We start from the raw sequence: 21,320 nt of genomic DNA, 5'->3' as shown, positions 1-21,320 counted from the left end.
GCCATTTAGCAATGCCGTCGGCGGCGACGTCTAGCGAAATCCGGCGCTATCCCAGTGAAATCGTCATCCGGCGAGGAGGACCGGCGCGTCTTCCCCGTCCAGCCGGCGGCCATAGCGGCGCGGCGAGCAGCCAACCGCCTTGCGGAAGGCCACGCCGAATGCGCTTTCGGAGGCATAGCCGAGCGAGGCGGCGATGGTGGAGACCGGGTCGCGCGAGCGGGAGAGGCGGTCGCAGGCGAGCATCATCCGCCAGCGGGTGAGGCAGGCCATCGGTGCCAGGCCGACGAGGCGCTTGAAGCGCACGGCAAAGGCGGTGCGCGACATCGCCACCCCGGCCGCCAGTTCCTCCAGCCGCCAGTCGCGGGCGGGCTCCGCGTGAAGCGCCGCCACCGCAGCGCCGATCTGCCGGTCGGAAAGGGCGAAGAGCCAACCGCTCTCCCGCGAAAGATGCTGGCTGGCATAAAGCCGCAGCGCCTGGACCAGCATCATCTGCGCCAGATGCTCCGCCACCAGGGCCGAGCCGGGGCGCCGCTGCAGCAATTCCAGACGCAGCCGGTCGAGCGACCAGCGCAAGGCCTCGCCATCCTCGCCGCCGGCGAGAAGCATGACCGGCGGCAGGATGTCGAGAAGAAGCCCGGCATGGGCGCCGTCGAGCGTGAAGCGGCTGCCGGAGAGAAAGAACGACCCGCCGCCATTGACCTTGACGACCCCATTCTCCCGGCGGGCGGCAAAGAGGGCTGCGGCATCAATGGCGGGGAGGGATAGGTCGCTCGCCAGTCGGAAGGGACGGCCGCGGCTCAAGAGGAAGCAGTCGCCCGCCTCGAGCCGGACCGGCGGCGCATCTCCCTCGACCTTCAGCCAGCAGCTTCCCTCGATCACCGCATTGAACTTGATCCCCTCATAGGCGGCGAACTGCAGCGACCAGTCCCCATCAGCCGAGAACCCGGCCGAGACGGTGCTCTTCGGCTTGAGGAGGGCGAGAATATCGGACAGCGGATCCATGGACGGTGCTCCTGAACGATCGCGAGAGAAATGCGGACGCTGCAGCCTAGCTCGTTCCGATATCGCCGGATAGCTTCGATGAGCAGCCGCCCTGCGAAGGATCGTAGGTGGCCAGATCGAGAGTGAGGACAGACAGATGATCGTGATCACCGGGGCAACAGGCAATATTGGCGGCAAGCTTCTCGAAGAGCTGGCCGCGGGGTCCGAGGCTTTGCGCGTCGTGGCGCGGCATCCGGAAAAGCTGCCGCCCGCGCTTCTTTCGCGGGTCGAGGTGGTCGAGGGCTCGCATGGCGACCCGAACGTCGCCGCCCGCGCCTTCGAGGGGGCCGATGCGGTCTTCTGGCTGGTGACGGGAGACCCGCAGGCGGAAAGCGCCGAGGCGGCCTATTCCGGCTTCACGCGCCCCGTGCTCGGCGCGTTCGAGACGCTGAAGGGCAAGCATGTGGTCACCGTCTCTGCGCTCGGCCGCGGCTGGCCGGAGCCGGCCGGCCATGTCAGTGCGACGCTCGCGATGGACGATCTGATCGCGGCGACCGGCGTGCACTTCCGCGCGCTCACCTGCCCGTCGCTGATGGAGAACCTGCTCAGGCAGGTCCACCCGCTTGCCGGCCAAGGCGTGTTCTTCGGCACTCTGCCCGCCGACCAGAAGGAGCCGGGCTGTGCCTCGATGGATGTGGCGCGGACCGCCGCCGAGCTGCTCACAAACCGCCACTGGACCGGCGTCGCCGAGGTGCCGATTCTCGGCCCCGACGATCTCTCCTGTGATCAGATGGCCGCGATCCTCTCCGACGTGCTCGGCCGCCCGATCCGCTACCAGTCGATGCCCGAGGAGGCACTGGGCGCGCAGCTTCTCTCTTACGGAGCGTCGCCAGGCATGGCCGCCGCAATGGTCGAGATGATGATCGCCAAGCGCCACGGTATCGATCGGATCGTTGCCCGAACGCCGGAGGCCAGGGGCACGACCGACTTTCGCGGCTGGTGCGAGGCCGTGCTCAAGCCGGCGGTGCAGGCTGTGGCCTGAGCAGAGGATCTCCGCGATGCTCGCCTGCCTCTCGGGCAGGCGCGGGATCGTCGATGACATTTTCGGGCGGCTTGGCGCAAAACCAATTCGCGCCCAGCCGGTGGCTCGGGCACAGCATTTCTCTACCTAAGTCATAGATAATGTAATCTGACCATCCTGCCAGCGCAGCGAGGGGATGGTTGATGACACGCAAAATCAGGTTGGGCGCCTTTCTACCGGGCGGTGGTCAGCATGTGGCCTCCTGGCGTCATCCCGATCAGCCGGCCGATGGCGCCGTCAGCTTTGAGTTCCATAAGCGCCTTGCGCAGACAGCCGAGCGCGGCCTGTTCGACGCTTACTTCCTGGCGGACAATCTGGCCATCGGCTTCGGCAGCGCGCGGGAGGGCGGCAATGCGCGGGTGGCGGGTTTCGAGCCGGTCACCCTCTTCTCCGCATTGGCCCCCTTCACCACCCATCTGGGCTTCATCGCCACCGCCTCGACCACCTATGAGGAGCCCTACACCACCGCCCGAAAATTCGCCTCGCTCGACCTGATCTCGAGCGGCCGGGCGGGCTGGAACGTCGTGACGACGACGGGTGACGCGACGGCCCAGAACTTCAACCGTGAGACGCAGCTCCCTCATGCCGAGCGCTACAAGCGCGCCGCGGAACATGTCGCGGTCGTCAAGGCGCTGTGGGACAGTTTCGAGGACGACGCCTTCCTACGTGACAAGGAAAGCGGCGTGTTCTTCGATCCCGCCAAGCTGCACGAGATCGATCATCGCGGTCCGCATTTCAAAGTCCGGGGGCCGCTGAATGTGTCGCGCTCGCCGCAGGGGCATCCCGTCATCGTCCAGGCCGGCCAATCCGAGGACGGGCGTGGGCTGGCGGCGGAAACGGCCGAGGTTATCTTCACCGCCCATCAGCATATCGAGACCGCCCGGGAGTTCTATCGCGACATTAAGAGCCGGTCGCGCGGCCTCGGGCGTAATCCGGACCATATTCTTGTCATGCCCGGCGTCTCGCCCTTCATCGGCCGTACCCGGGCGGAGGCGCAGGAGAAATACGATCGCCTGACCGCGCTGATCGTCGAAGAAGACGGGATCGGCCTCCTCAACGGCCTGACGGGCGGAACGCTGGATCTTTCCGGCTATGATCTCGATGGCCCCCTGCCTCCGGCGCCGCCGACCGAAGGCATGAAGAGCCGCCAGGCGCTGATCCGCCAGATCGCCGATGAAAACAATTTTTCGATCCGCCAGCTCTATCAATGGGTGGCCTCCGCCCGTGGCCATTACACCATCGTTGGCACGCCGGACGACATTGCCGACATGCTGCAGGACTGGTTCGAGAACGAGGCGGCCGATGGGTTCAACATCCTGCCGCCCTGGCTCCCCACCGGGCTTGAGGACTTCGTCGAGCTGGTGATCCCCGAACTCCAGCGCCGCGGCCTGTTCCGCACCGCCTATGAGGGCCGCACGCTCAGAGAAAATCTCGGGCTGCCCTTCCCCGTCAATCGATTTGCGGCCCAAAGCCGCCTTCAAGCGGCCGAGTGAGGAGACCCCATGTCCATCGATGATCTCTATCTCGGCCGTGCCTTTGGCATCGGCCGTGACCCGTCCTCCAAGACCGGATCCGGCTGGCCGAAACGCCTGACCGGCCTCGCCGTACCCTTCCTCGGCCGCTACGGCCTCGTCATCGCCTTCCTGGTGCTCTGGCAGGCGGCGTCCAGCTTCGCATGGGTCAATCCGTCGATCTTTCCGCCGCTCGACAGCATTCTCGCGGCACTCTGGCAGGGAATCGCCAGTGGTGCGCTGCTGGATGATATCGCCATCAGCCTGCAGCGCTCCGGCATCGCCTTTGCGGCCGCGGTTTTGCTCGGCATCCCGCTCGGCCTGTTCATGGGGCAGGTCCGTTCGATCGAGCAGGCGCTCGATCCGCTGCTGCAGTTCTTTCGGCAGACGTCTCCCCTCGCACTCTATCCGGTCTTCATTCTGTTTCTCGGTCTCGGCGAGGCCTCCAAGGTCTTCGTCATCTTCTGGGCGACGCTCTTTCCGATCCTTCTCTCCACCATCGGCGGCGTGAAGGAGGTCGATCCCAAGTTCATCGAGATGGCGCGGACCTATGGGGCCGGGCGGCTGGCGATCTTTAGGCGGGTGGTGCTGCCGGCCTCGATGCCTGCGATCTTCGTCGGCCTGCGGCTCTCCGCCACCACCGCCCTGCTTTTGCTGATCGCCGCCGAAATGATCGGCGCCAACAAGGGCATGGGCTTCCAGGTGATGAATGCCCAGTACAATTTCCAGATCCCGCTGATGTTCGCGGCGATCCTGCTTCTGGCGCTTCTGGGACTGGCCGCGAATGCGGCGCTCGTCCTCCTGCAGCGCCGCCTCTGCCGCTGGGCCTGAAGCCCAGCACCATCCTCACTTACGCAATCGCTCTCTCGAAAGGACGTCGGCCATGACGCTTCACCCTCGCATGCTTCTTCTCTCCGCGGCCTTCGCGCTCGGTCTCGGCAGCATCGCCCAGGCGGCAGACAGCGTAACCTTGCGCTACCTCGCCAGCCAGGGCGGTCTCTCGGCCTATGAGCTGGCCGAGGAGCTCGGCTACTTCAAGGATACGGGCGTCAAGATCGAGAATGTCGGCTATGCCGCCGGCGGCCCGGCCTCGCTGATCGCGCTTGCCTCCGGCGATGTCGAGATCGGCAGCGCGGCCACCTCCGCGGTGCTCAACTCGATCGCCGGCGGCAATGATTTCGTCGCGGCCTATCCCTCGAACGGCATCAACAAGGAGGTCCAGTCGATCTACTACGTGCTGGACAACAGCCCGATCAAGACGATCAAGGACCTTGCCGGCAAGAGCATCGCCGTCAACACGCTCGGCGCCCATCTCGACTATACGACTCGCGAAGCGCTTCACTCCGCTGGCCTTCCCTCCGATTCCGCCAACCTCGTCGTCGTGCCCGGGCCGCAGCTCGAACAGGTGCTGCGCTCGGGCCAGGTGGATGTTTCGGCCTTCGGCTACTGGCAGACGACCTTTGAAGGCGCTGCAAAGAAGGCCGGCGGCATCCGGCCGATCTTCGGGGACACCGATGTGCTCGGCGAGATCGCCGGAGGTTTCATCGTCCTGCGGCGCGACTTCATCAAGGCGCATCCGGATCTGGCCAAGGTCTTCGTCGAACAATCGCAGCGCGCGCTCGATTATGCCCGCGAACATCCCGAAGAGACCAAGGCGATCTTCGCCAAGGCGCTATCGGCACGTGGTGAGAATGGCGAGATCGCGCAATATTTCCGTGGCTTCGGCGTGCGCCCCGGCGGCAAGGCGACCGAGCGCGACGTGCAGTTCTGGATCGATGTGCTGGAGCGGGAAGGCAAGCTGAAGCCCGGCCAGCTCGTCGCCAAGACGATCCTCTACGACGCCGCTTCGGCCAGCAATTGACGAGGCGATGATGGCTGTCGCTCAGGCGCTGCGCGGAGAGGTGAGCCTTCGTCACCTCTCCAAGTCCTTCACCCTTAACGGCCGGCCGCTGCCGGTGCTGGCCGACCTCAGCCTGACGATCCGCTCGGGCGAAAGCCTGGCGATCGTTGGGGCCAGCGGCTCCGGCAAGACGACGCTGCTGCGCATCCTGGCCGGGCTTGAAGAGGCCGATGGCGGCGAGGTGCTGATTGACGGCCGCCGGGTCTCGGGCGTCGGTGCTGAACGGGCGGTCATCTTCCAGGAACCGCGCCTTCTCCCCTGGCTGACGGTGATCGACAATATCGGCTTCGGCCTCGAAACACGGGGCAGCCCGCGCGGCGAAGCGCGGCGCGTCGCACAGCGCTATGTCGATCTCGTCGGTCTCAAGGGCTATGAGGCCGCCTATCCGCGCCAGCTCTCCGGCGGCATGGCCCAGCGGGTCGGCATCGCCCGGGCCTTAGCGGTGCAGCCGGAGATCCTGCTGCTCGACGAGCCGCTCGGCGCGCTGGACGCCATGACCAAGATCGGCATGCAGCAGGAGCTGGCGCGCATCTGGCGGGAAGAGGCGGTCACCACCGTGCTCGTCACCCATGATCTGGAGGAGGCGATCTTCCTGTCCGACCGCATCCTCATTCTCCCGCGCGAAAAAGGCGGCGCACCCCGGCTGATCGACATCGACCTGCCGCGCCCGCGCGACCGCTCGGCGCCGGCCTTCGTGCGCCAGCGCGAGGAACTGCTCGGCCTCTTCGGCCTGCATTAAGGCTGGCGCGCGATCGTCCGCCCCTTGCTCGGCATCGATCGGGCAGCGTCGCTTTGCTCCACGCAGGGCGGCGTTCCCTGTTCTGCAACACGGCATTGCGAAAGCCGGCACTATCCTGAAAGCGCCCGCAATGCGATGGTGCCGACGGCCGTGGCGGCCGGCATCGGCCCGCTTGTCTTGGCATGGCATTGTTGGCCGAGGGCGACCGTGCAATGGTCGCGCCCTGCCGGCCAAGGGCCGTGCCAGAAAGCAAGGCCGGGCGCCCCAGCCGGCTCGGTGCGCGGAACCGGCGATGCGTGCGAGAGGAGACACCGATGAGTTGGAACCCTGCCCTTGCCCCCGGATGTCCGGATGATGTCGGCATGGACTCGATCGAGACGCTGATCATTCCGCGGGCACGCGACATCGGCGGTTTCGAGGTGCGCCGCGCCTTGCCGGCGCCGAAGCGGCAGATGGTCGGCCCCTTCATCTTCTTCGATCAGGCAGGCCCCGCCGAACTCCTGACGGGGAAGGGAATCGATGTCCGGCCGCATCCCCATATCGGGCTCGGTACCGTTACCTATCTCTTCCGCGGCGACCTGCATCATCGCGACAGTATCGGGTCCGACCAGGTCATCCGGCCGGGTGCGCTCAACTGGATGGTGGCTGGGCGCGGCGTCTCCCATTCCGAGCGCACCTCGGAGGAGGGCCGGCGCGGCCCGCACAGCCTCTTCGCCATCCAGACCTGGCTGGCTTTGCCGGAAAGCCATGAGGACATGGTGCCACTCTTCGAACATCACGCTCAGGACAGCCTGCCGATGATCGAGGATCAGGGCGTCTCCGTCCGGCTGATCCTCGGCACCGCCTATGGCGCCCGCGCGCCGGCGACCCTGTTTTCCGAAACCTTCTACGCCGATGTTCGTCTCGAGCCCGGCCGGCTTCTGCCCATGCCCGACGACCACGAGGACCGCGGCCTCTATATCGTTGAGGGCGATGTGTCGATTGCCGGCCAGTCCTTCGCCGCGCCGCAGATGATGGTGCTGCGCCCCGGTGATCGGATCACCGTCGCGGCCGGCGAGCGTGGCGCGCGGCTGATGATCCTCGGCGGCGCGACGCTTGGCGGTCCGCGCCATATCTGGTGGAACTTCGTCAGCTCCTCGCGCGAGCGGCTCGAAGCGGCAAAGGCTGACTGGCGGGCGCAGAACTGGGGCGAGGGGCGATTTGATCTCCCCGTCGACGATCGCGACGACTTTATTCCGCTGCCCGATGATTCCGGCCGAGAACGGCCGCGTTCCTGAAACGCCGGCAACCATGAACCGGGTGGTTGCCCGGCCCGAGAAGGAGACCCCCCGATGAACCGCCCTTGGCCCGAGCTCGACTATCTCAGTTGGCGCGAAACCTGTTCGGCCCTGCATCTCTATCTGCAGATTGCCGGCAAATATCGCCTGGCGCAGACGCCCTGGCTCAATCATTCCTGGCACGCGACCTTCTATGTGACGCCGCGCGGGCTGACCTCGTCGCCAATCCCCGACGGCTCCGGCATCGAAATCCTGTTCGATTTTCACGACCACCGCGTCCTCGGCATGAATGGCGAGGGTGCGGTCTCGTCCTTCGCGCTCGAGCCGATGACCGTCTCGGCCTTCCACGCCGCCTTTCTGCAGCTGGTGACCGCGCTCGGCGGCACGCCGGTGTTCAACGGGCAGCCGAACGAGGTCCCCTATCCGATTCCCTTTGCCGAGGACGATCGCGAGCGGCCCTATGACGGCGCGGCGGTGCATTGCTTCCATCAGGGCCTGATTGCCATCGACCGTGTCTTCAAGCAGTTCCGCACCGGGTTCCTCGGCAAGTCGAGCCCCGTGCATCTTTTCTGGGGCAGCTTCGATCTCGCGGTCACCCGTTTCTCGGGCCGGCGCGCCACGCGCCATCGCGGCGGCATTCCGGCGCTGCCCGACAGCGTGGCGCAGGAGGCTTACGACCGTGAGGTCTCTTCGGCCGGCTTCTGGCCGGGTGGTGGCGGCCTCGATTATCCGGCCTTCTACGCCTATGCCTATCCGACGCCCGGTGGCTATCGCGCCGCCGCCGTCCAGCCCGAGGGCGCCTTCTGGCACGAGCCGCTCGGCGAGTTCATCCTGCCCTACGAGGCCGTCCAGTCCTCAGCCGATCCCGATGCGGCGCTGCTCTCCTTCCTCACCTCCACCTATGAGGCGGCGGCCGAGCTTGGCCGGTGGGACCGGGAGGGGCTCGACTGCGACCATGGCGAGCCCGGCCGCGTCCGCCCGGCCGATCCGCATCTGCCGGAGGCCGCTTCGCAGCCGTCTGCGCCGGAAAACCTTTCGAATGAGAGCGACGTGATGCGCGAGGATGGCCCGGCCAAGGGCCGCTACCGCCTTATTCTCGATGGCGTCGAGGCGGAGATGACCTATAGCCGGGCCGGCGAGGGGCTGATCATCATCGACCACACGGAGGTGCCGGCGGCGTTGCGCGGCCGCAAGGTCGGCGAGCGGCTGGTGCGCCGGGCTGTGGAGGATGCGCGGCGCGACGGCATCGCGCTGATCCCGCTCTGCCCCTTCGCCAAGGCGCAGATCGACCGGCACCCCGAATGGCAGGATGTGCTGCGCCGCAGCTGAACGATGGGCCTTATGCCGATTTGGCGGGCACGCTCCGCGCAGCGGCCTGTCCGCCTTGCGTCTCCGGGCCCGCTCGCACCGCGTCGATGAAGGCGCGCAGCGCCGGGGCCATCTGGCGCTGGCGCGGATAGCAGATGAAGAGGCCCGGGAAGGGCGCGCACCAGGGTTCGAGCAGGGCAACGAGACGTCCGTCTGCAAGGGGCTCGCGCACGGTGTCCTCGATCGGAAAGCCGATGCCGATGCCCTTCAGCGTCGCGACCAGCGCGCTTTCCTTGTCGCTGAAGATCAGCGGACCATCCACCGCCACGCTGAACCAGGCCTCATCCTCGAAGAATTCCCAGGCATAGGGCAGGGCCTCGCCCGGCCATCGCCAGCGGATGCAGCGGTGGTGGACGAGATCACGCGGATGCTGCGGCGCGCCGTAGCGGGCGAGATAGTCCGGGGTGGCCACCGCGATCTGGCGCAGTTCCGGGCCGAGCCTGACCGCGACCATGTCCTTCTCGATCACCTCGCCGATCCGCAGCGCCGCGTCGAAGCCGCCGGCGACGATGTCGACCACCTGATCGTCGAGCGTGATGTCCAGCACCACGTTTGGATAGCGGGCGGTGAAGCTCTCGAGGATCGGGTCGATATGCTTGCGCACCGCGGAGCGGAAGGTATGGACGCGCACCGTGCCGGCCGGGTTCTCGCGGCTCTCGGCGATCTGGTTCAGCGCCAGGCCCATCTCGCGCGCCGCTGGGCGAATGCGCTGGAACAGGGCTTCGCCCACTTCGGTCAGCGCAACGGTGCGGGTGGTCCGGTGCAAGAGCTGCAGGCCGACGCTGTCTTCCAGCCCCCGCACCATCTGGCTCAGCGCCGAAGGCGAAACCCCAAGCGTGGCAGCAGCCCGGCTGAAGCTGAGCGCCTCCGCCACCGCCAGGAAGGCCCGGAGCTGGTTATAGTCCTGGCCAGACAGGATCTCTTCCATCGATGCCGCCTATTGTTTAGCTCAGCTAAGAAGGCTTCTTAGTTCGCCGGTGATTATAAAGCCATAGCGGTCATGCCATCTTCCAGGTCTCATCCACATCAAGGAGCAGACCATGACGACATGGTTCATCACAGGAATTTCCCGCGGCCTCGGTCTCTCGCTCGCCAAAGCTGCCTTGGCCGAGGGGGACACGGTGGTCGGCACCGTTCGCGGCCCAGCCCCCACCCTGCAGGAAAGCGCAGGCACTCTCCATCTCCTCACCGTCGATCTCGCCGATGGCGCGGCCGCCGAAGCGAGCGTCGAGGCCGCCTTTGCCGCGGTCGGGACAATCGACGTGATCGTCAACAATGCCGGCTACGGCCTGCTCGGTGCGGCGGAAACGGCAACACCGGAGGAGGTCGAGCGGCTCTATGCCGTCGATGTCTTCGCGCCGTTCCGCATCATCAAAGCGGCCCTGCCGCATCTGCGCCGGCAGGGGCATGGTCATATCCTCAACATCACCTCTGTCGCCGGTCGCGCACCGACGCTCGGATCAGCGTTCTATTCCTCTGCCAAGGCCGCGCTCGAAGGGTTCTCCGCCGCGCTCGCAGCCGAAGTGGCGCCGCTTGGCATCAAGGTCACCGCGGTGGCGCCCGGCGCCTTCCGCACGGACTTCCTCTCCGACCATTCGATCCGCAAGAGTTCGGCGGCGGATGCGGCCTATGCCGAGACGATCGGACGCAGCACCGCGGCCTTCGACGCGGCTGCCGGCCGGCAGGCTGGCGATCCCGATCGTGCGGCCGAAGCGATCCTGGCGCTGGTCAAGGCCGAAAACCCGCCGATCCACCTGCTGCTCGGCAGCGACGCGCTGCGCCGCACAAGGGTGAAGCTAGACCAGGTGCAGGACGAGATGGCCGCTTGGGAAGAGACAACCCTCAGCACGGATTTCCCGGACCTCTAGTCCTGAAGCGAACGCTGCCGGTCAACCCCTGGCCGGCAGCGGCCGGCCGGCGCATTCGCGCCTGCTCGCTCGGACCATGCTTGATGATGAATCAAGCGGTTGCAGGCATTGGCCGCCGCGGTCCTGCGAAAAAAGGCTTGAGGGCGGCGTAGGAGATCGTGCGGTCTCTCGCCTTCACGCCGACCGGAATGCCCCCGCTGTTCCTCCAAATCCTCGATCGCCATCCACCGCATGATCGTCTTCGAAACGAATTGATGCGTCGCACAACAGCTTTACACTTTACAAACTTTTTCCAATGTGTGAAGTAACGAGCGAGACAACCAGATGAGCGACCACCGTGACCGAGCTGAAATTTGCCACCCGCCTGAACTCCTTCGCCTCGCGGCCCCAGGCCGAATGGCCGGACCTGGTTGGCAAGCCGAGCGTGATGCAGATGGTGGCCCGGGCCGCCAAGGTCGAAGGCCTGACTGACCTCGATCTTAACTATCCCGACCATGGTGCCGAGAGCCCGGCTGATTTGGGCCGTCGGATCAATGATTTGGGCTTGGTCGTCAATGGTTTTGCCATGCGCTACTACACCAACCCCGCTTTCAAGATCGGCGCCTTCACCAATCCGGATCCCGCGGTCCGGCGCGAGGCGATAGATCTGACGAAGAAGGGCATCGACGCGACGCGGGAAACCGGTGCGCGGCTGATGACGCTGTGGCTGGGGCAGGACGGTTTCGACTACGCCTTTCAGGCCGATTATGCCACTTTATGGCAACACGAGATCGATGGAATCCGTGAAGTTTGCGCGCATGATCCGGACTGCATGATCAGCATCGAGTACAAGCCGAACGAGCCGCGCTCCTACAGCCTGATGCCGGATTGCGCGACGACGCTGCTGGCGATCCATGAGGTGAGTGCCGCCAATCTGGGCGTCACGCTCGATTTCGCTCATGTGCTCTATGCCGACGAGCAGCCGGCCTATGCCGCGGCGCTGATCGCCCGCTACAGCCGCCTGCTCGGCGTCCATCTCAATGATGGCTATTCGAAGCGCGACGACGGGCTGATGGTGGGCGCCGTGCATGGCCAGCAGACGGTCGAGCTTCTGCGCCAGATCCGCCGCGACGGCTATGATGGCGCCATCTATTTCGACACCTTCCCCGACATGACCGGGCTCGATCCGGTCCACGAATGCGAGGTGAATATCCAGACCGTCAAGCGGATGCTGTCGGTGGTGGACCGCCTCGAGCAGGACAATCGCCTTTCCGGCGCCATTGACCGACAGGACGCCGTGTCTGCACAGGCCGTCGTCCAGGAGCTGATGCTCGGCTAACGCTTGCCGACACTGCCAAGACCATCCGCCGGCGCAGGTCGCGGGCGGACGAAATTTTCACGGGAGGAAACCAATGAAGACCTTTTTGAAGACGACTTTTGCCGCCGGCCTGATCGCCGGCCTCATGGCCGGCGCGGCCCTTGCCCAAGACCTGGCGCCGCTCAATTCCGATACCGAGAAGGACCGCATGGACTGGTCCGAGCTGGAAGCCAAGTTCGGCGCCTTCCCGAAGCTGCCCGAGGGTACCAAGGCCGGCGCGGTGTCGAAGACGCTGACCAATGAATACTGGCGCTCGCTCGGCGAAGGCTACAAGAAGTTCGGCGACAAGGTCGGCGTCGCTGTCGCCTATCAGGCGGCCCAGAGCGAGGGCGACCAGCTCGGCCAGCTGACGATCGCTGAAGGCATGGTCACCCAGGGCTACAACGTGCTGCTCGTTTCGCCGCAGACCGACGCCAATCTGCAGCCGGTGATGGAGCAGGCCAAGGCCGCCAATATTCCGGTCGTCAACGTCAACGATGCCGTCATCCCGCAGGCCGAGCACTATGTCGGCAATGTCCAGCGCGACAATGGCGTGCGCGTTGCCAAGTGGTTCATCGAGAACCGTCCGCAGGGCGGCAAGGTGGCGATTGTCGAAGGCCAGGCCGGCGTCTATGCCGCCGTGCAGCGCACCGACGGCTTCAAGTCGACCATCACCGAGAATGGCAAGTTCGAGGTCGTCGCGAGCGTTCCCGGCAATTGGGACCGTCAGACCTCCTACGACGCTGCGACCAACATCCTCAACCAGCATCCCGACCTGATCGGTTTCTACGCCAACAATGACGGCATGGCGCTCGGCATCGTCGAAGCGGTCAAGGCCGCCGGCCTGCAGGACAAGGTGGCCGTGTTCGGCACGGACGGCATCTCGGACGCTTATGCCTCGATCAAGGCCGGCGATCTGACTGGCACGGTCGACAGCTTCCCGGTTCTGACCGGTGAAGTGGCGCTCGAAACGGCGCTCCGCCTCGTGGCCGGCCAGACGCTGCCGCGCGTCGTCGCCACGCCGCAGGCGCTGATCACCAAGGACAATCTCGCCCGCTATCAGGGCGAAGGCGTCGATGTCCGCGCTGTCCTGATGGAAGACGCCAAGGCCGCCCAGTAAGGCGCCCTAGACAGAAGGGGACATCGGCCCGCCGCCGGTGTCCCGCATCGCTTCAGGCGCCAGGAGGATCGACATGAGCACCGCTGACCGTTTGCGCTTCGAAGGCATCACCAAGACCTTTCCCGGCGTGAAAGCGCTGTCGGACGTGTCCTTCTCGGTCCGCCCCGGCGAGATCCACGGCCTGCTCGGCGAAAACGGGGCCGGCAAGTCCACCCTCCTGCGCATCCTCTCCGGCGTCTTCAAGCCCACCTCGGGCAGCCTGCTCGTCGATGGTGAGACCGTCTCCTTCCGCCGGCCGATGGATGCGCGGCTCGCCGGCATTGCCATGATCCACCAGGAGCTGCAGCAAGTGCCGCATCTCACCGTGGCGCAGAACATGTTCCTCGGCCACCCGATCACCCGCCTCGGCGGAGCGCTGGTCGCCCGCCGCGAGCAGGAGCGCCGCGCGGCCGAGGCGCTGGCCATGCTCGACCCGAATATCGACCCTGCCGCCCCGATCTCGACGCTCAAGGTCGCCCAGCGCCAGATCGTCGAGATCGGCCGGGCGCTGCTCGACAAGGCGCGCATCATCGCCATGGACGAGCCGACCTCGAGCCTCACGCCGAGCGAGTTCGAGCGTCTGGCCGAGGTGATCGCCAAGCTCGCCGGCTCCGGCGTCTCGATCGTCTATGTCTCCCACAAGATGGACGAGGTGTTCCGCATCTGCGAGCGCGCCAGCATCATGCGCGACGGGCGGCTGGTCGATGTCGTCGACCTCAATCAGGTCTCGCATCGCGATGTCATCACGCTGATGGTCGGGCGCGAGCTGATGCAGGATCGGCATCTCTCCCATGCCACCGACATCGTCCAGCTTCAGGCCCGCAATCTCACCTCGCCGAAGATCCGCGATGTGTCCTTCAGCGTCCGCAAGGGCGAGGTGGTCGGCATTGCCGGCCTGGTCGGCTCCGGCCGCACCGAGCTCCTGCGTCTGATCGCCGGCGTCGATCGCCTCTCCAGCGGCAGTATCGAGATCGATGGGCGGCCGGTGACGCTGGCGACGCCCCGCGATGCGATCGCCGCCGGCATCGGGCTGGTGCCCGAGGAGCGCAAGCGCGACGGCATCGTCCCCGGCCGCTCCGTGACTATGAACATGGCGCTCGCCTCCATGCCGGCCTTCTCCAAGGGCGGCTTCGTCGCCAGCCGGCGGCTCAAGGCAACGGCGTCCGACCTCCTGCGCCGGGTCAATCTGCGCCCCTTCCTGCTCGACCGGCCGATCCGCCTCTTCAGCGGCGGCAACCAGCAGAAGGCGATCATCGCCCGCTGGCTGGCGGCGCAATCCCGCATTTTGCTCTTCGACGAGCCGACCCGCGGCATCGATGTCGGCGCCAAGGCGGAAATCTATACGCTGATCGAGGCGCTCGCCGCTGAGGGCCGCTCGATCGTCGTCGTCTCCTCCGAACTGCCCGAGGTGATCCGGCTTTCCGACCGGGTGCTGGTGATGCGCGACGGGCAGATCGCCGCCGAGCTCGGACATGAGGGACTGACCGAAAATGCCATCGTCGCCCATGCCATTCCCGGCGTCTCGCAGGACGCGGCACCTGCCGCCTGACGCGACCCAACCGACCGTTTGAGACCGATAGGACTTCACCATGACCCCGACCCTTGCCACGCCAGGCGAAACGACCGCCGCGCGCTCCGGCCGCTTCTCCTTCTCGCTGCGCGATGCCGGCACGCTGATCGGTCTCGTGGTGATCATGGCGGTCTTCGCCGCGCTGGTTCCGGGCTTCCTGTCGGAGCGCAACCTGATCAACATCCTGCAGCAGTCGAGCATCAATGCCTGTCTCGCGCTCGGCATGACGCTGGTCATCATTTCCGGCGGCATCGACCTTTCCGTCGGGCCGACGGCCGCGGTCTCCGCCGTCATCACCGCCACCCTGCTGCTTGCCGGCACGCCCGTGCCGCTGGCGATCCTCGCCGGGCTCGGCATCGGCGTTCTCTGCGGCTTCATCAATGGCGTGCTCGTCGCCTATGTCGGCCTGCAGCCCTTCATCGTCACGCTCGGCACGCTCAGCACCTACCGGGCGCTGGCGCTCATCTATACCGGCGGCAATCCGGTGCTCGGCATTCCGCCCGGCTTCCGCGCGCTCTTCAACGGTACGCTGTTCGGCGTTCCGACGCCGATCCTCATCGTCGCCGTCATCGCCTTTGCCGCCTGGGTACTGCTCACCAAGACGCCGATCGGCGAATATCTGCTGGCGGTCGGCGGCAATGAGGAGGCGGCCTATGTCGCCGGCGTTCCGATCGCCCGCACCAAGATCACCGCCTATGTCATCTCCGGCGGCCTCGCGGCGCTTGCCTCGCTGATCCTCATCGGCCGGCTCGGCGCGGCGGAGCCGATCCTCGGCAATCTCTGGGAGCTCGATGCCATTGCGGCTGCGGCAATCGGCGGGGCCTCGCTGATGGGCGGCAAGGGCAGCATCGTCGGCACGATCCTCGGCGCGATCATCCTCGGCGCCATGCGCAACGGGCTTACCCTCATGAATGTGCAGGCATTCTATCAACTGCTCGCCACCGGCCTTATAATCCTCGTCGCGATGATGATCGATCGTGCAACGAGGGGGCGGGAATGAATTCTGAAAGCTTCGACATGAAGGCGGTCGGCCCGCGCATCCGGATGATGATGCCGCTGCTGACGCCTCTCGAAGCGAAGGTGGTCGATACGGTGTTCGGCCTGAAGGATTTCAACGAGGAGACCTCGCTGAAGAGCATCGCCGTCGAGGCCGGCGTGTCGGAGGCCATGGTGGTCAAGATCACCAAGAAGCTCGGCTTCTCGGGTTTTCGCGACTTCCGCGCTGCCGTCAGCCTCTATAACAGCCAGCCGACGGCGGAAATGCACAAGGAGCTGTCCGTCGACGACACCTCGCAGGAGATCATCCAGAAGGTGTTCCGCACTTCGATCCACGCGCTGGAGGAAACGCTGGCGATCCTCGATCTCGCCGCCTTCGACAAGGCGGCCGATCTGATCCATGCCGGTGCGCAGCGCGATTTCTACGGCGTCGGCGGTTCGGCACAGATCGCGCGGGACGTGGCCCACAAATTCCTGCGCATCGGGGTACGCGCCAATGTCTTCGACGACAGCCACATGATGCTGATGTCGGCCGCGCTGCTGAAGGAGGGCGACATTGCCATCGGCTTTTCCCATTCCGGCAAGACGACGGCGGTGCTGGAAGGCATCCAGCTTGCCAAGCGAAACGGCGCGCGCACCATCGCCATCACCAATTACGGGGCCTCGCCGCTCGCTCAGGCGGCCGACGTCGTGCTCTGCTCGACCGCGCAGGGATCGCCGCTGATGGGCGAAAACGCTGCGGCGCGCATTGCCCAGCTCAACATTCTCGACGCGATCTTCGTCGCCGTCGCGCAGCGCGACTACCGCGCCGCCGAGCACAATCTCCACAAGACTATGTCCGCCGTTAGTTCCAAACGAAAAGATCGCCTCACATGAACCTCGCGCCCCGCGTCACCGTCTTCGGCAGCCTGCATTACGATATCGCCGTCTTCGGGCCCTGCAGGCCGCGCAAGGGCGAAACCGTGACAGGCTCCGCCTGGCATCCGAAGAGTGGCGGCAAAGGCGGCAACCAGGCGGTCTCCGCCGCGAGGGCCGGGGCGCGGGCCGCCATGATCGGCGCGGTCGCGGAAGATGAGTTCGGCCGCTTCCTGCTCGACAATCTCGAGCGGCGGGGGGTCGACCACCGCTTCGTCACCCGCACGGCCGGCCGGTCCACCGGTATGAGCGTCGCGATCTTCGACGAGGAGGGCGATTACGGCGCCGTCATCGTCTCCGGCAGCAATCTCGAGCTCGGCGAAAAGGAGCTCGACGCCGCCTCGGCGCTGATCACGGAGACCGCCATCCTCGTTCTCCAGAACGAGGTGCCCGACGCGGCAAATGTGCTGGCGGCCGAGCGGGCGAAGGCGGCAGGCGGCCTCGTACTGCTCAACGCCGCGCCGGCCCGGCCGCTTTCGGAGGCGCTGAAGGCGCAGGTGGATGTGCTGGTCGTCAATGCGGTCGAGGCGGAAATGCTCTCCGGAACCGATGTCGTCGAGACGCTGGAGGGCGCGCTGGCGGCCGCCCGCCGACTGAAGCCCGGCTTCCCGCGTGTCGTCGTCACCGCCGGCGGTGCCGGGGTCGCGGCGATCGATGAGGATGGGCAGGACATCGCGATCGAGCCGGTCAAGGTGAAGGTGGAAAGCACCCATGGCGCCGGCGACGAATTCATCGGCGTGCTCGCTGCGGCGCTTGCCCGGGGCGAGACGCTGGAAGCGGCGCTCGATGCGGCAAACCGCGCCGCCGCCAAACTGGTGGCGACGCCCGAGTCGGAGCGTTAGACGAAATAACCTTCCGGCATCGCGCTCGGACGGGCTCGCTCGTTGAAGGTCTGTTCAAGAGAGGGAGGGCAGGCGGATCAGGGCGTCGTCCGGGAGCGGGCGTTGCAGGGCCTTCGCCTCGTCCCAGGGCAGATTCAACCATGCCTCGATCTCGTCCGCCGTCTTCAGGATCACCGGCATCGCCTTGGGATGAACGGCGCCGACCACGCTGTTCGGCGAGCAGGTGAGGAAGGCGTAGAGATCGGTGGTGATCAGCCCTTCCTTGACCTTTCGCACACTCGTCCAGTCCTTCACCCAAAGACCGGCAAAGGCCATCAGCGGCTCGCTGGCATCGCCGGCAAACCAGGCATTCGGCGTGCGGCCGCCTTCCGGCTTGCTGGCCGGGTCCGGCTCGGCAAAGCGGGTCAGCGGCACGACGCAGCGGTTCTCGACGCCGAGCCAGCGCTTCCAGTGCTGGCTGGCCGTGTTGCGGATATTGGTCGTGCCGCCATCCGGCTCCATCTTCAGAAGGTCGTCGAAATCGACATCCTTGCCCTTGGCCCGCAGCTTGTCCGCCCGCTTCGACGCCGCCTCGTAGAGTGCCTGGCGCGAGCTCGGCAGGCCCCAGCGCACGGCGGCGAGCTCGCGCACGCCATCGGCCGCATTGCGCACGATCGGCGCCAGGCGATCCGGATAAACGTCGATCGACGGCTCCATATTGCCAAGGATATCGCGGGCCGCGCGCGTGAAATCGCGGATCGCTGCCTGGCTCGTGGTAACATTGTAAAGATTGCACATGGCTCCGCCCTCCGCCCGCACTGTCGGCAATTGCGGCGGACGACGCAAGCCCGGCCGGCCGCTTCGTTCGCCGTCGCTGTCAGTCGGGCCTCTGCTGCTGCAGATGGTCGAGGAAAGCGCGCAGCGCCGGATTGGCGCGCCGGCTCTGCGGCCAGAGAAGCGTGATCGTCGGCCCCTCCACCGCAAAGTCCGTCAGCACGGGAACCAGAACGCCGCGCGCGACCAGCGGTGCGGCCATGAAGCTCGCCACCATGCCGATGCCGCCGCCGGCGGCCAGCGCCGCCACCAGCGCATCGCTGGCATCCACGACCAGCCCGGAGGAGGGCAGGCGCTCCACGCGTTGCCCGGCAATGCGGAAGGGCCAGCGGAAGAGCTGGCCGCTGCTCTGATAGCGGAGATTGACCGTCTCATGCCCGTCCAGCTCGTCGGGATGGGTCGGCGTGCCGCGACGAGCGAGATAGGCGGGGGCGGCATAGGCTGCGAGCCGGACGGGCGCCAGGCGGCGGGAGAGCAGGCGCGACTCCTCGAGCGCCCCGATGCGCGCCGCGAGATCGATCCCCTCCGCCGTCAGATCGGCGAGATGATCGGAGAGGCGCAGGTCGATGCTGACCTTCGGATAGCGCGCCTTGAAGGCCGGCAGGGCCGGGGCGATCCAGTGGATGCCGAGCGCCAGCGAGGCGGCGATGCGCAGCCGGCCGGAGGGCTCGGCGCGCGCGGCCAGGGCCGTCTGCTCGATCGCCTCCGCTTCGGCAAGCAGCGCCAGCGCCCGCTCGTAGAGCGCCTGCCCCTCGGCCGTCAGCGTCAGCGACCGCGTCGTGCGCACGAAGAGCGACAGGCCGAGCCTGAGCTCCAGCCGCTGCACGCTCTTGCTCACCGCCGAGGGCGAAATGCCGAGGGCGCGCGCCGCCGCGGTGTAACTTCCCATGGAGGCCGCCCGCGCAAAAGCGATCAACCCGGTGAGCCGATCGAAGGACATTTGTTCCGTCATGGCATGAATGAAACGAATTGTGGCCTGATTATCAAGATGGTGTGCGATCGTTAGATCTCCCCGACCAGTTGATGCGTGAGGAGGCTCGGATGAGCGTGATGATGAAGGCTGTGCAGTTTCATGCGGCCGGCGGGCCGGACGTGCTGCGCTATGAGGACGTGCCGCGCCCGGAGGTGGTGCCGGGCGAAGTGCTGGTGCGCGTGCACGCCGTGGGTCTCAATCCGCCGGATTGGTATCTGCGGGAGGGCTATGCCATGCTGCCTCCGGAGTGGCAGCCGAAACTGTCCTTCCCGGTCATCCCCGGCACCGATCTCTCCGGCGTGGTCGAAGCGGTGGGCGAGGGTGTGACCGGCTTTGCGGAAGGCGACGCCGTCTATGCCATGGTCCGCTTTCCGAGCGGGCTCGCTGGCGGCAGCAGGGCCTATGCCGAGTATGTCAGCGTTCCCGCCGCGCAACTCGCTCACAGGCCGGCCGGTATCGATCATGTCCAGGCCGCTGCCGCACCTATGTCGGCGCTCACCGCCTGGCAGTTTCTGGTCTCTGTCGGCCATACGGTGCAAAATCCCCTCCAGCCGCATCCGCATGAGCCGGTGCCGCTCGATGGCCGCACGGTGCTGGTCAATGGGGCCGCTGGCGGCGTCGGCCATCTGGCGCTGCAGATCGCCAAGCGGCAGGGGGCGCAGGTCATCGCCGTCGCGTCCGGCCGGCACGCCGCCATGCTGCGCGCCCTCGGCGCCGACCAGGTCATCGACTATATGCGCGAGAAGGCGCAGGAGAGCGTCGGGGAGGTCGATCTGGTCGTCGATGCCGTCGGCGGGGCGGCCAGCCGCCGCTTCCTCGCCTGCATCCGGCCGGGCGGCGCGCTCTTCCCCATCTTCCCGCTCGGCTTCGATGGCGCGGAAGAGGCTGAACGCAGGGGCATCACCGTGTCGACCACGCAGGTCCGCTCGAGCGGCGCCCAGCTCGAGGAAATCGGCGCCTTGTTGAACACCGGCGCGCTCCGCGTGCTGATCGACAGCACCTTCCCCCTTTCCGAAGCCGCTGCCGCGCATCGGCGGGCGGCGGAAGGTCACCTGCAGGGAAAGATCGTGCTGACCGTCGCGTAGAGGGGACCGGGAGGCCGAGCGGTCAGCCGGATCGCTCGACCCGCAGCGTCATCGCGGCATGCAGGCTCTCGCCCGTCGCCAGCAGAACCAAGCCGGCCTCCGCGCCGGCATGATGGGCATTGGGGCGGTGGGTCATGGGCTCGATGCTGACGAAGGGCTGCTCGGGCGAGGGGGCGTAGACGACGAGATGGCGGCAGAGCGGCTCGGTGGTGAGCGTGACGCCCAGGCCAATTTCCGGCCAGTCGATCCGCGCCGTGCCGCCCCAGCCATCGAGCGCATTGTTGAGCCAGCGAGCCGGCAACCGCGTGCCCTGATCGATCCGCAGATCGGCTGGCAGGGGCAGGGGCTGGTTCGGCAGGTGTTGCGCGCGTTCCGTCCAGTAGGTTTCGGCCTCAGCCGTCAGGCGCGTCGCCGGCGTTCGGGGAAAATTGGGGTGGAAGCCGAGGCCATAGGGCAGCGGCTGCTGCCCGTGATGGGTGACGGACAGCCGGACGACGAGCGCGTCATGGGTTAGCGCGATCACCTGTTCGGCGCTGTAGTGGTATGGCGAGCCGGCATCCGCCGGATGATGCAGGGTCAGGGTGATGGAGTGTTCGGAACGTTCGGCCAGCGCCCAGTGGCGGAGCCAGCCATCGCCATGCAGCACCAGCGGGTCGGCAGTGTTCGGCGCAAGGTGATAGTCTCGGCCGTCGATCTGAAAGCCATTGCCTTCGATCCGGTTGCCAAAGGGCACCAGCGGAAAACAGGCCTCGCCTCCGAAGACCTGCGTCGCAAGCCCCGGCGAGGGCACCGTTTGCAGAATGGATCGTCCTTCGAAGGACGCGGAGAGGATCGCGCCGCCCACCGGGCTCACCTCCAGGGTAAGCCCGCCCTTTTGCAGGCGGATGCGGTCCTCGTCCACCGCGC

The 21,320-nt window shown here is 66.5% G+C and carries 20 protein-coding genes; 15 read left to right on the top strand and 5 right to left on the bottom strand.

Translation table 11 applies throughout. The features are described from left to right. Positions 1 to 63: 63 nt before the first annotated feature. Positions 64 to 1,002 carry an AraC family transcriptional regulator gene (locus ACLE20_RS03960; RefSeq protein ID WP_410938923.1) on the bottom strand — a complete coding sequence of 313 codons (939 nt, stop codon included), beginning with the start codon at positions 1,000 to 1,002 and terminating at the stop codon, positions 64 to 66. A gap of 136 nt (positions 1,003 to 1,138) precedes the next feature. On the opposite strand from ACLE20_RS03960, the gene ACLE20_RS03955 reads away from it, so the two are divergent. The 7 genes from ACLE20_RS03955 (at position 1,139) to ACLE20_RS03925 (ending at position 8,818) form a co-directional block, all read left to right on the top strand. Continuing rightward, complete coding sequence (locus ACLE20_RS03955) at positions 1,139 to 2,023, top strand: NAD(P)H-binding protein (RefSeq protein WP_410938922.1); 885 nt, start codon at positions 1,139 to 1,141, stop codon at positions 2,021 to 2,023. Between the two features lie 182 nt (positions 2,024 to 2,205). After that, entirely contained in the window at positions 2,206 to 3,555 is a 1,350-nt protein-coding gene (locus ACLE20_RS03950; RefSeq protein WP_410938921.1) for an LLM class flavin-dependent oxidoreductase, read from the top strand. Positions 3,556 to 3,564: 9 nt separating this feature from the next. Next, complete coding sequence (locus tag ACLE20_RS03945; RefSeq protein WP_410938920.1) at positions 3,565 to 4,404, top strand: ABC transporter permease; 840 nt, start codon at positions 3,565 to 3,567, stop codon at positions 4,402 to 4,404. Between the two features lie 52 nt (positions 4,405 to 4,456). Further along, on the top strand, positions 4,457 to 5,434 hold the full coding sequence (locus ACLE20_RS03940) for an ABC transporter substrate-binding protein (protein WP_410938919.1): 978 nt from the start codon (positions 4,457 to 4,459) through the stop codon (positions 5,432 to 5,434). Positions 5,435 to 5,444: 10 nt separating this feature from the next. Beyond that, positions 5,445 to 6,212, top strand: a complete 768-nt coding sequence (locus ACLE20_RS03935; protein WP_410939139.1) for an ABC transporter ATP-binding protein — start codon at positions 5,445 to 5,447, stop codon at positions 6,210 to 6,212. Positions 6,213 to 6,526: 314 nt separating this feature from the next. Further along, positions 6,527 to 7,489, top strand: a complete 963-nt coding sequence (locus ACLE20_RS03930; protein WP_410938918.1) for a pirin family protein — start codon at positions 6,527 to 6,529, stop codon at positions 7,487 to 7,489. A 54-nt stretch (positions 7,490 to 7,543) separates the two neighbouring features. After that, on the top strand, positions 7,544 to 8,818 hold the full coding sequence (locus ACLE20_RS03925) for a DUF5996 family protein (protein ID WP_410938917.1): 1,275 nt from the start codon (positions 7,544 to 7,546) through the stop codon (positions 8,816 to 8,818). A 10-nt stretch (positions 8,819 to 8,828) separates the two neighbouring features. Here the strand turns inward: ACLE20_RS03925 and ACLE20_RS03920 are convergent, their stop codons facing one another. Beyond that, on the bottom strand, positions 8,829 to 9,785 hold the full coding sequence (locus tag ACLE20_RS03920; protein ID WP_410938916.1) for a LysR substrate-binding domain-containing protein: 957 nt from the start codon (positions 9,783 to 9,785) through the stop codon (positions 8,829 to 8,831). 112 nt (positions 9,786 to 9,897) lie between these two features. Between ACLE20_RS03920 and ACLE20_RS03915 the strand changes: the two genes are divergently transcribed. The 7 genes from ACLE20_RS03915 (at position 9,898) to ACLE20_RS03885 (ending at position 17,543) form a co-directional block, all read left to right on the top strand. Then, on the top strand, positions 9,898 to 10,725 hold the full coding sequence (locus ACLE20_RS03915; protein WP_410938915.1) for an SDR family NAD(P)-dependent oxidoreductase: 828 nt from the start codon (positions 9,898 to 9,900) through the stop codon (positions 10,723 to 10,725). A 346-nt stretch (positions 10,726 to 11,071) separates the two neighbouring features. After that, on the top strand, positions 11,072 to 12,043 hold the full coding sequence (locus ACLE20_RS03910; protein WP_410939138.1) for a sugar phosphate isomerase/epimerase family protein: 972 nt from the start codon (positions 11,072 to 11,074) through the stop codon (positions 12,041 to 12,043). Between the two features lie 73 nt (positions 12,044 to 12,116). Beyond that, positions 12,117 to 13,181, top strand: coding sequence for a substrate-binding domain-containing protein (locus ACLE20_RS03905; RefSeq protein ID WP_410938914.1), 1,065 nt, complete (start codon positions 12,117 to 12,119; stop codon positions 13,179 to 13,181). A 73-nt stretch (positions 13,182 to 13,254) separates the two neighbouring features. After that, positions 13,255 to 14,769, top strand: a complete 1,515-nt coding sequence (locus tag ACLE20_RS03900) for a sugar ABC transporter ATP-binding protein (protein WP_410938913.1) — start codon at positions 13,255 to 13,257, stop codon at positions 14,767 to 14,769. A gap of 40 nt (positions 14,770 to 14,809) precedes the next feature. Further along, positions 14,810 to 15,790 carry an ABC transporter permease gene (locus ACLE20_RS03895; protein ID WP_410938912.1) on the top strand — a complete coding sequence of 327 codons (981 nt, stop codon included), beginning with the start codon at positions 14,810 to 14,812 and terminating at the stop codon, positions 15,788 to 15,790. Beyond that, positions 15,787 to 16,662 carry a MurR/RpiR family transcriptional regulator gene (locus tag ACLE20_RS03890; RefSeq protein WP_410938911.1) on the top strand — a complete coding sequence of 292 codons (876 nt, stop codon included), beginning with the start codon at positions 15,787 to 15,789 and terminating at the stop codon, positions 16,660 to 16,662. The genes ACLE20_RS03895 and ACLE20_RS03890 overlap by 4 nt, the downstream gene beginning before the upstream one ends. Further along, positions 16,659 to 17,543 carry a ribokinase gene (locus tag ACLE20_RS03885; protein ID WP_410938910.1) on the top strand — a complete coding sequence of 295 codons (885 nt, stop codon included), beginning with the start codon at positions 16,659 to 16,661 and terminating at the stop codon, positions 17,541 to 17,543. Before ACLE20_RS03890 ends, ACLE20_RS03885 begins: the two co-directional genes overlap by 4 nt. 54 nt (positions 17,544 to 17,597) lie before the next feature. On the opposite strand, the gene ACLE20_RS03880 is transcribed toward ACLE20_RS03885, so the two are convergent. Continuing rightward, on the bottom strand, positions 17,598 to 18,320 hold the full coding sequence (locus ACLE20_RS03880; protein ID WP_410938909.1) for an SOS response-associated peptidase: 723 nt from the start codon (positions 18,318 to 18,320) through the stop codon (positions 17,598 to 17,600). 79 nt (positions 18,321 to 18,399) lie between these two features. After that, positions 18,400 to 19,308: a LysR substrate-binding domain-containing protein gene (locus tag ACLE20_RS03875; protein WP_410938908.1), complete on the bottom strand. Its 909-nt coding sequence runs from the start codon at positions 19,306 to 19,308 to the stop codon at positions 18,400 to 18,402. A gap of 89 nt (positions 19,309 to 19,397) precedes the next feature. On the opposite strand from ACLE20_RS03875, the gene ACLE20_RS03870 reads away from it, so the two are divergent. Continuing rightward, complete coding sequence (locus ACLE20_RS03870; RefSeq protein WP_410938907.1) at positions 19,398 to 20,414, top strand: NADP-dependent oxidoreductase; 1,017 nt, start codon at positions 19,398 to 19,400, stop codon at positions 20,412 to 20,414. Between the two features lie 22 nt (positions 20,415 to 20,436). On the opposite strand, the gene ACLE20_RS03865 is transcribed toward ACLE20_RS03870, so the two are convergent. Beyond that, positions 20,437 to 21,315 carry an aldose 1-epimerase gene (locus ACLE20_RS03865; protein WP_410938906.1) on the bottom strand — a complete coding sequence of 293 codons (879 nt, stop codon included), beginning with the start codon at positions 21,313 to 21,315 and terminating at the stop codon, positions 20,437 to 20,439. Positions 21,316 to 21,320 lie beyond the last annotated feature (5 nt).

Source organism: Rhizobium sp. YIM 134829, assembly GCF_046546455.1.
Note: the sequence above shows the minus strand (reverse complement) of the source record. Positions and strands in the feature narration are given on the sequence as shown.

Coding starts and splice junctions, on each gene's coding strand:
- ACLE20_RS03900 (WP_410938913.1), top strand. CDS start 13,255: ATGAGCACCGCTGACCGTTTGCGCTTCGAAGGCATCACCAAGACCTTT.
- ACLE20_RS03885 (WP_410938910.1), top strand. CDS start 16,659: ATGAACCTCGCGCCCCGCGTCACCGTCTTCGGCAGCCTGCATTACGAT.
- ACLE20_RS03915 (WP_410938915.1), top strand. CDS start 9,898: ATGACGACATGGTTCATCACAGGAATTTCCCGCGGCCTCGGTCTCTCG.
- ACLE20_RS03870 (WP_410938907.1), top strand. CDS start 19,398: ATGAGCGTGATGATGAAGGCTGTGCAGTTTCATGCGGCCGGCGGGCCG.
- ACLE20_RS03955 (WP_410938922.1), top strand. CDS start 1,139: ATGATCGTGATCACCGGGGCAACAGGCAATATTGGCGGCAAGCTTCTC.
- ACLE20_RS03920 (WP_410938916.1), bottom strand. CDS start 9,785: ATGGAAGAGATCCTGTCTGGCCAGGACTATAACCAGCTCCGGGCCTTC.
- ACLE20_RS03905 (WP_410938914.1), top strand. CDS start 12,117: ATGAAGACCTTTTTGAAGACGACTTTTGCCGCCGGCCTGATCGCCGGC.
- ACLE20_RS03895 (WP_410938912.1), top strand. CDS start 14,810: ATGACCCCGACCCTTGCCACGCCAGGCGAAACGACCGCCGCGCGCTCC.
- ACLE20_RS03945 (WP_410938920.1), top strand. CDS start 3,565: ATGTCCATCGATGATCTCTATCTCGGCCGTGCCTTTGGCATCGGCCGT.
- ACLE20_RS03950 (WP_410938921.1), top strand. CDS start 2,206: ATGACACGCAAAATCAGGTTGGGCGCCTTTCTACCGGGCGGTGGTCAG.
- ACLE20_RS03960 (WP_410938923.1), bottom strand. CDS start 1,002: ATGGATCCGCTGTCCGATATTCTCGCCCTCCTCAAGCCGAAGAGCACC.
- ACLE20_RS03940 (WP_410938919.1), top strand. CDS start 4,457: ATGACGCTTCACCCTCGCATGCTTCTTCTCTCCGCGGCCTTCGCGCTC.
- ACLE20_RS03880 (WP_410938909.1), bottom strand. CDS start 18,320: ATGTGCAATCTTTACAATGTTACCACGAGCCAGGCAGCGATCCGCGAT.
- ACLE20_RS03875 (WP_410938908.1), bottom strand. CDS start 19,308: ATGACGGAACAAATGTCCTTCGATCGGCTCACCGGGTTGATCGCTTTT.
- ACLE20_RS03930 (WP_410938918.1), top strand. CDS start 6,527: ATGAGTTGGAACCCTGCCCTTGCCCCCGGATGTCCGGATGATGTCGGC.
- ACLE20_RS03935 (WP_410939139.1), top strand. CDS start 5,445: ATGGCTGTCGCTCAGGCGCTGCGCGGAGAGGTGAGCCTTCGTCACCTC.
- ACLE20_RS03890 (WP_410938911.1), top strand. CDS start 15,787: ATGAATTCTGAAAGCTTCGACATGAAGGCGGTCGGCCCGCGCATCCGG.
- ACLE20_RS03925 (WP_410938917.1), top strand. CDS start 7,544: ATGAACCGCCCTTGGCCCGAGCTCGACTATCTCAGTTGGCGCGAAACC.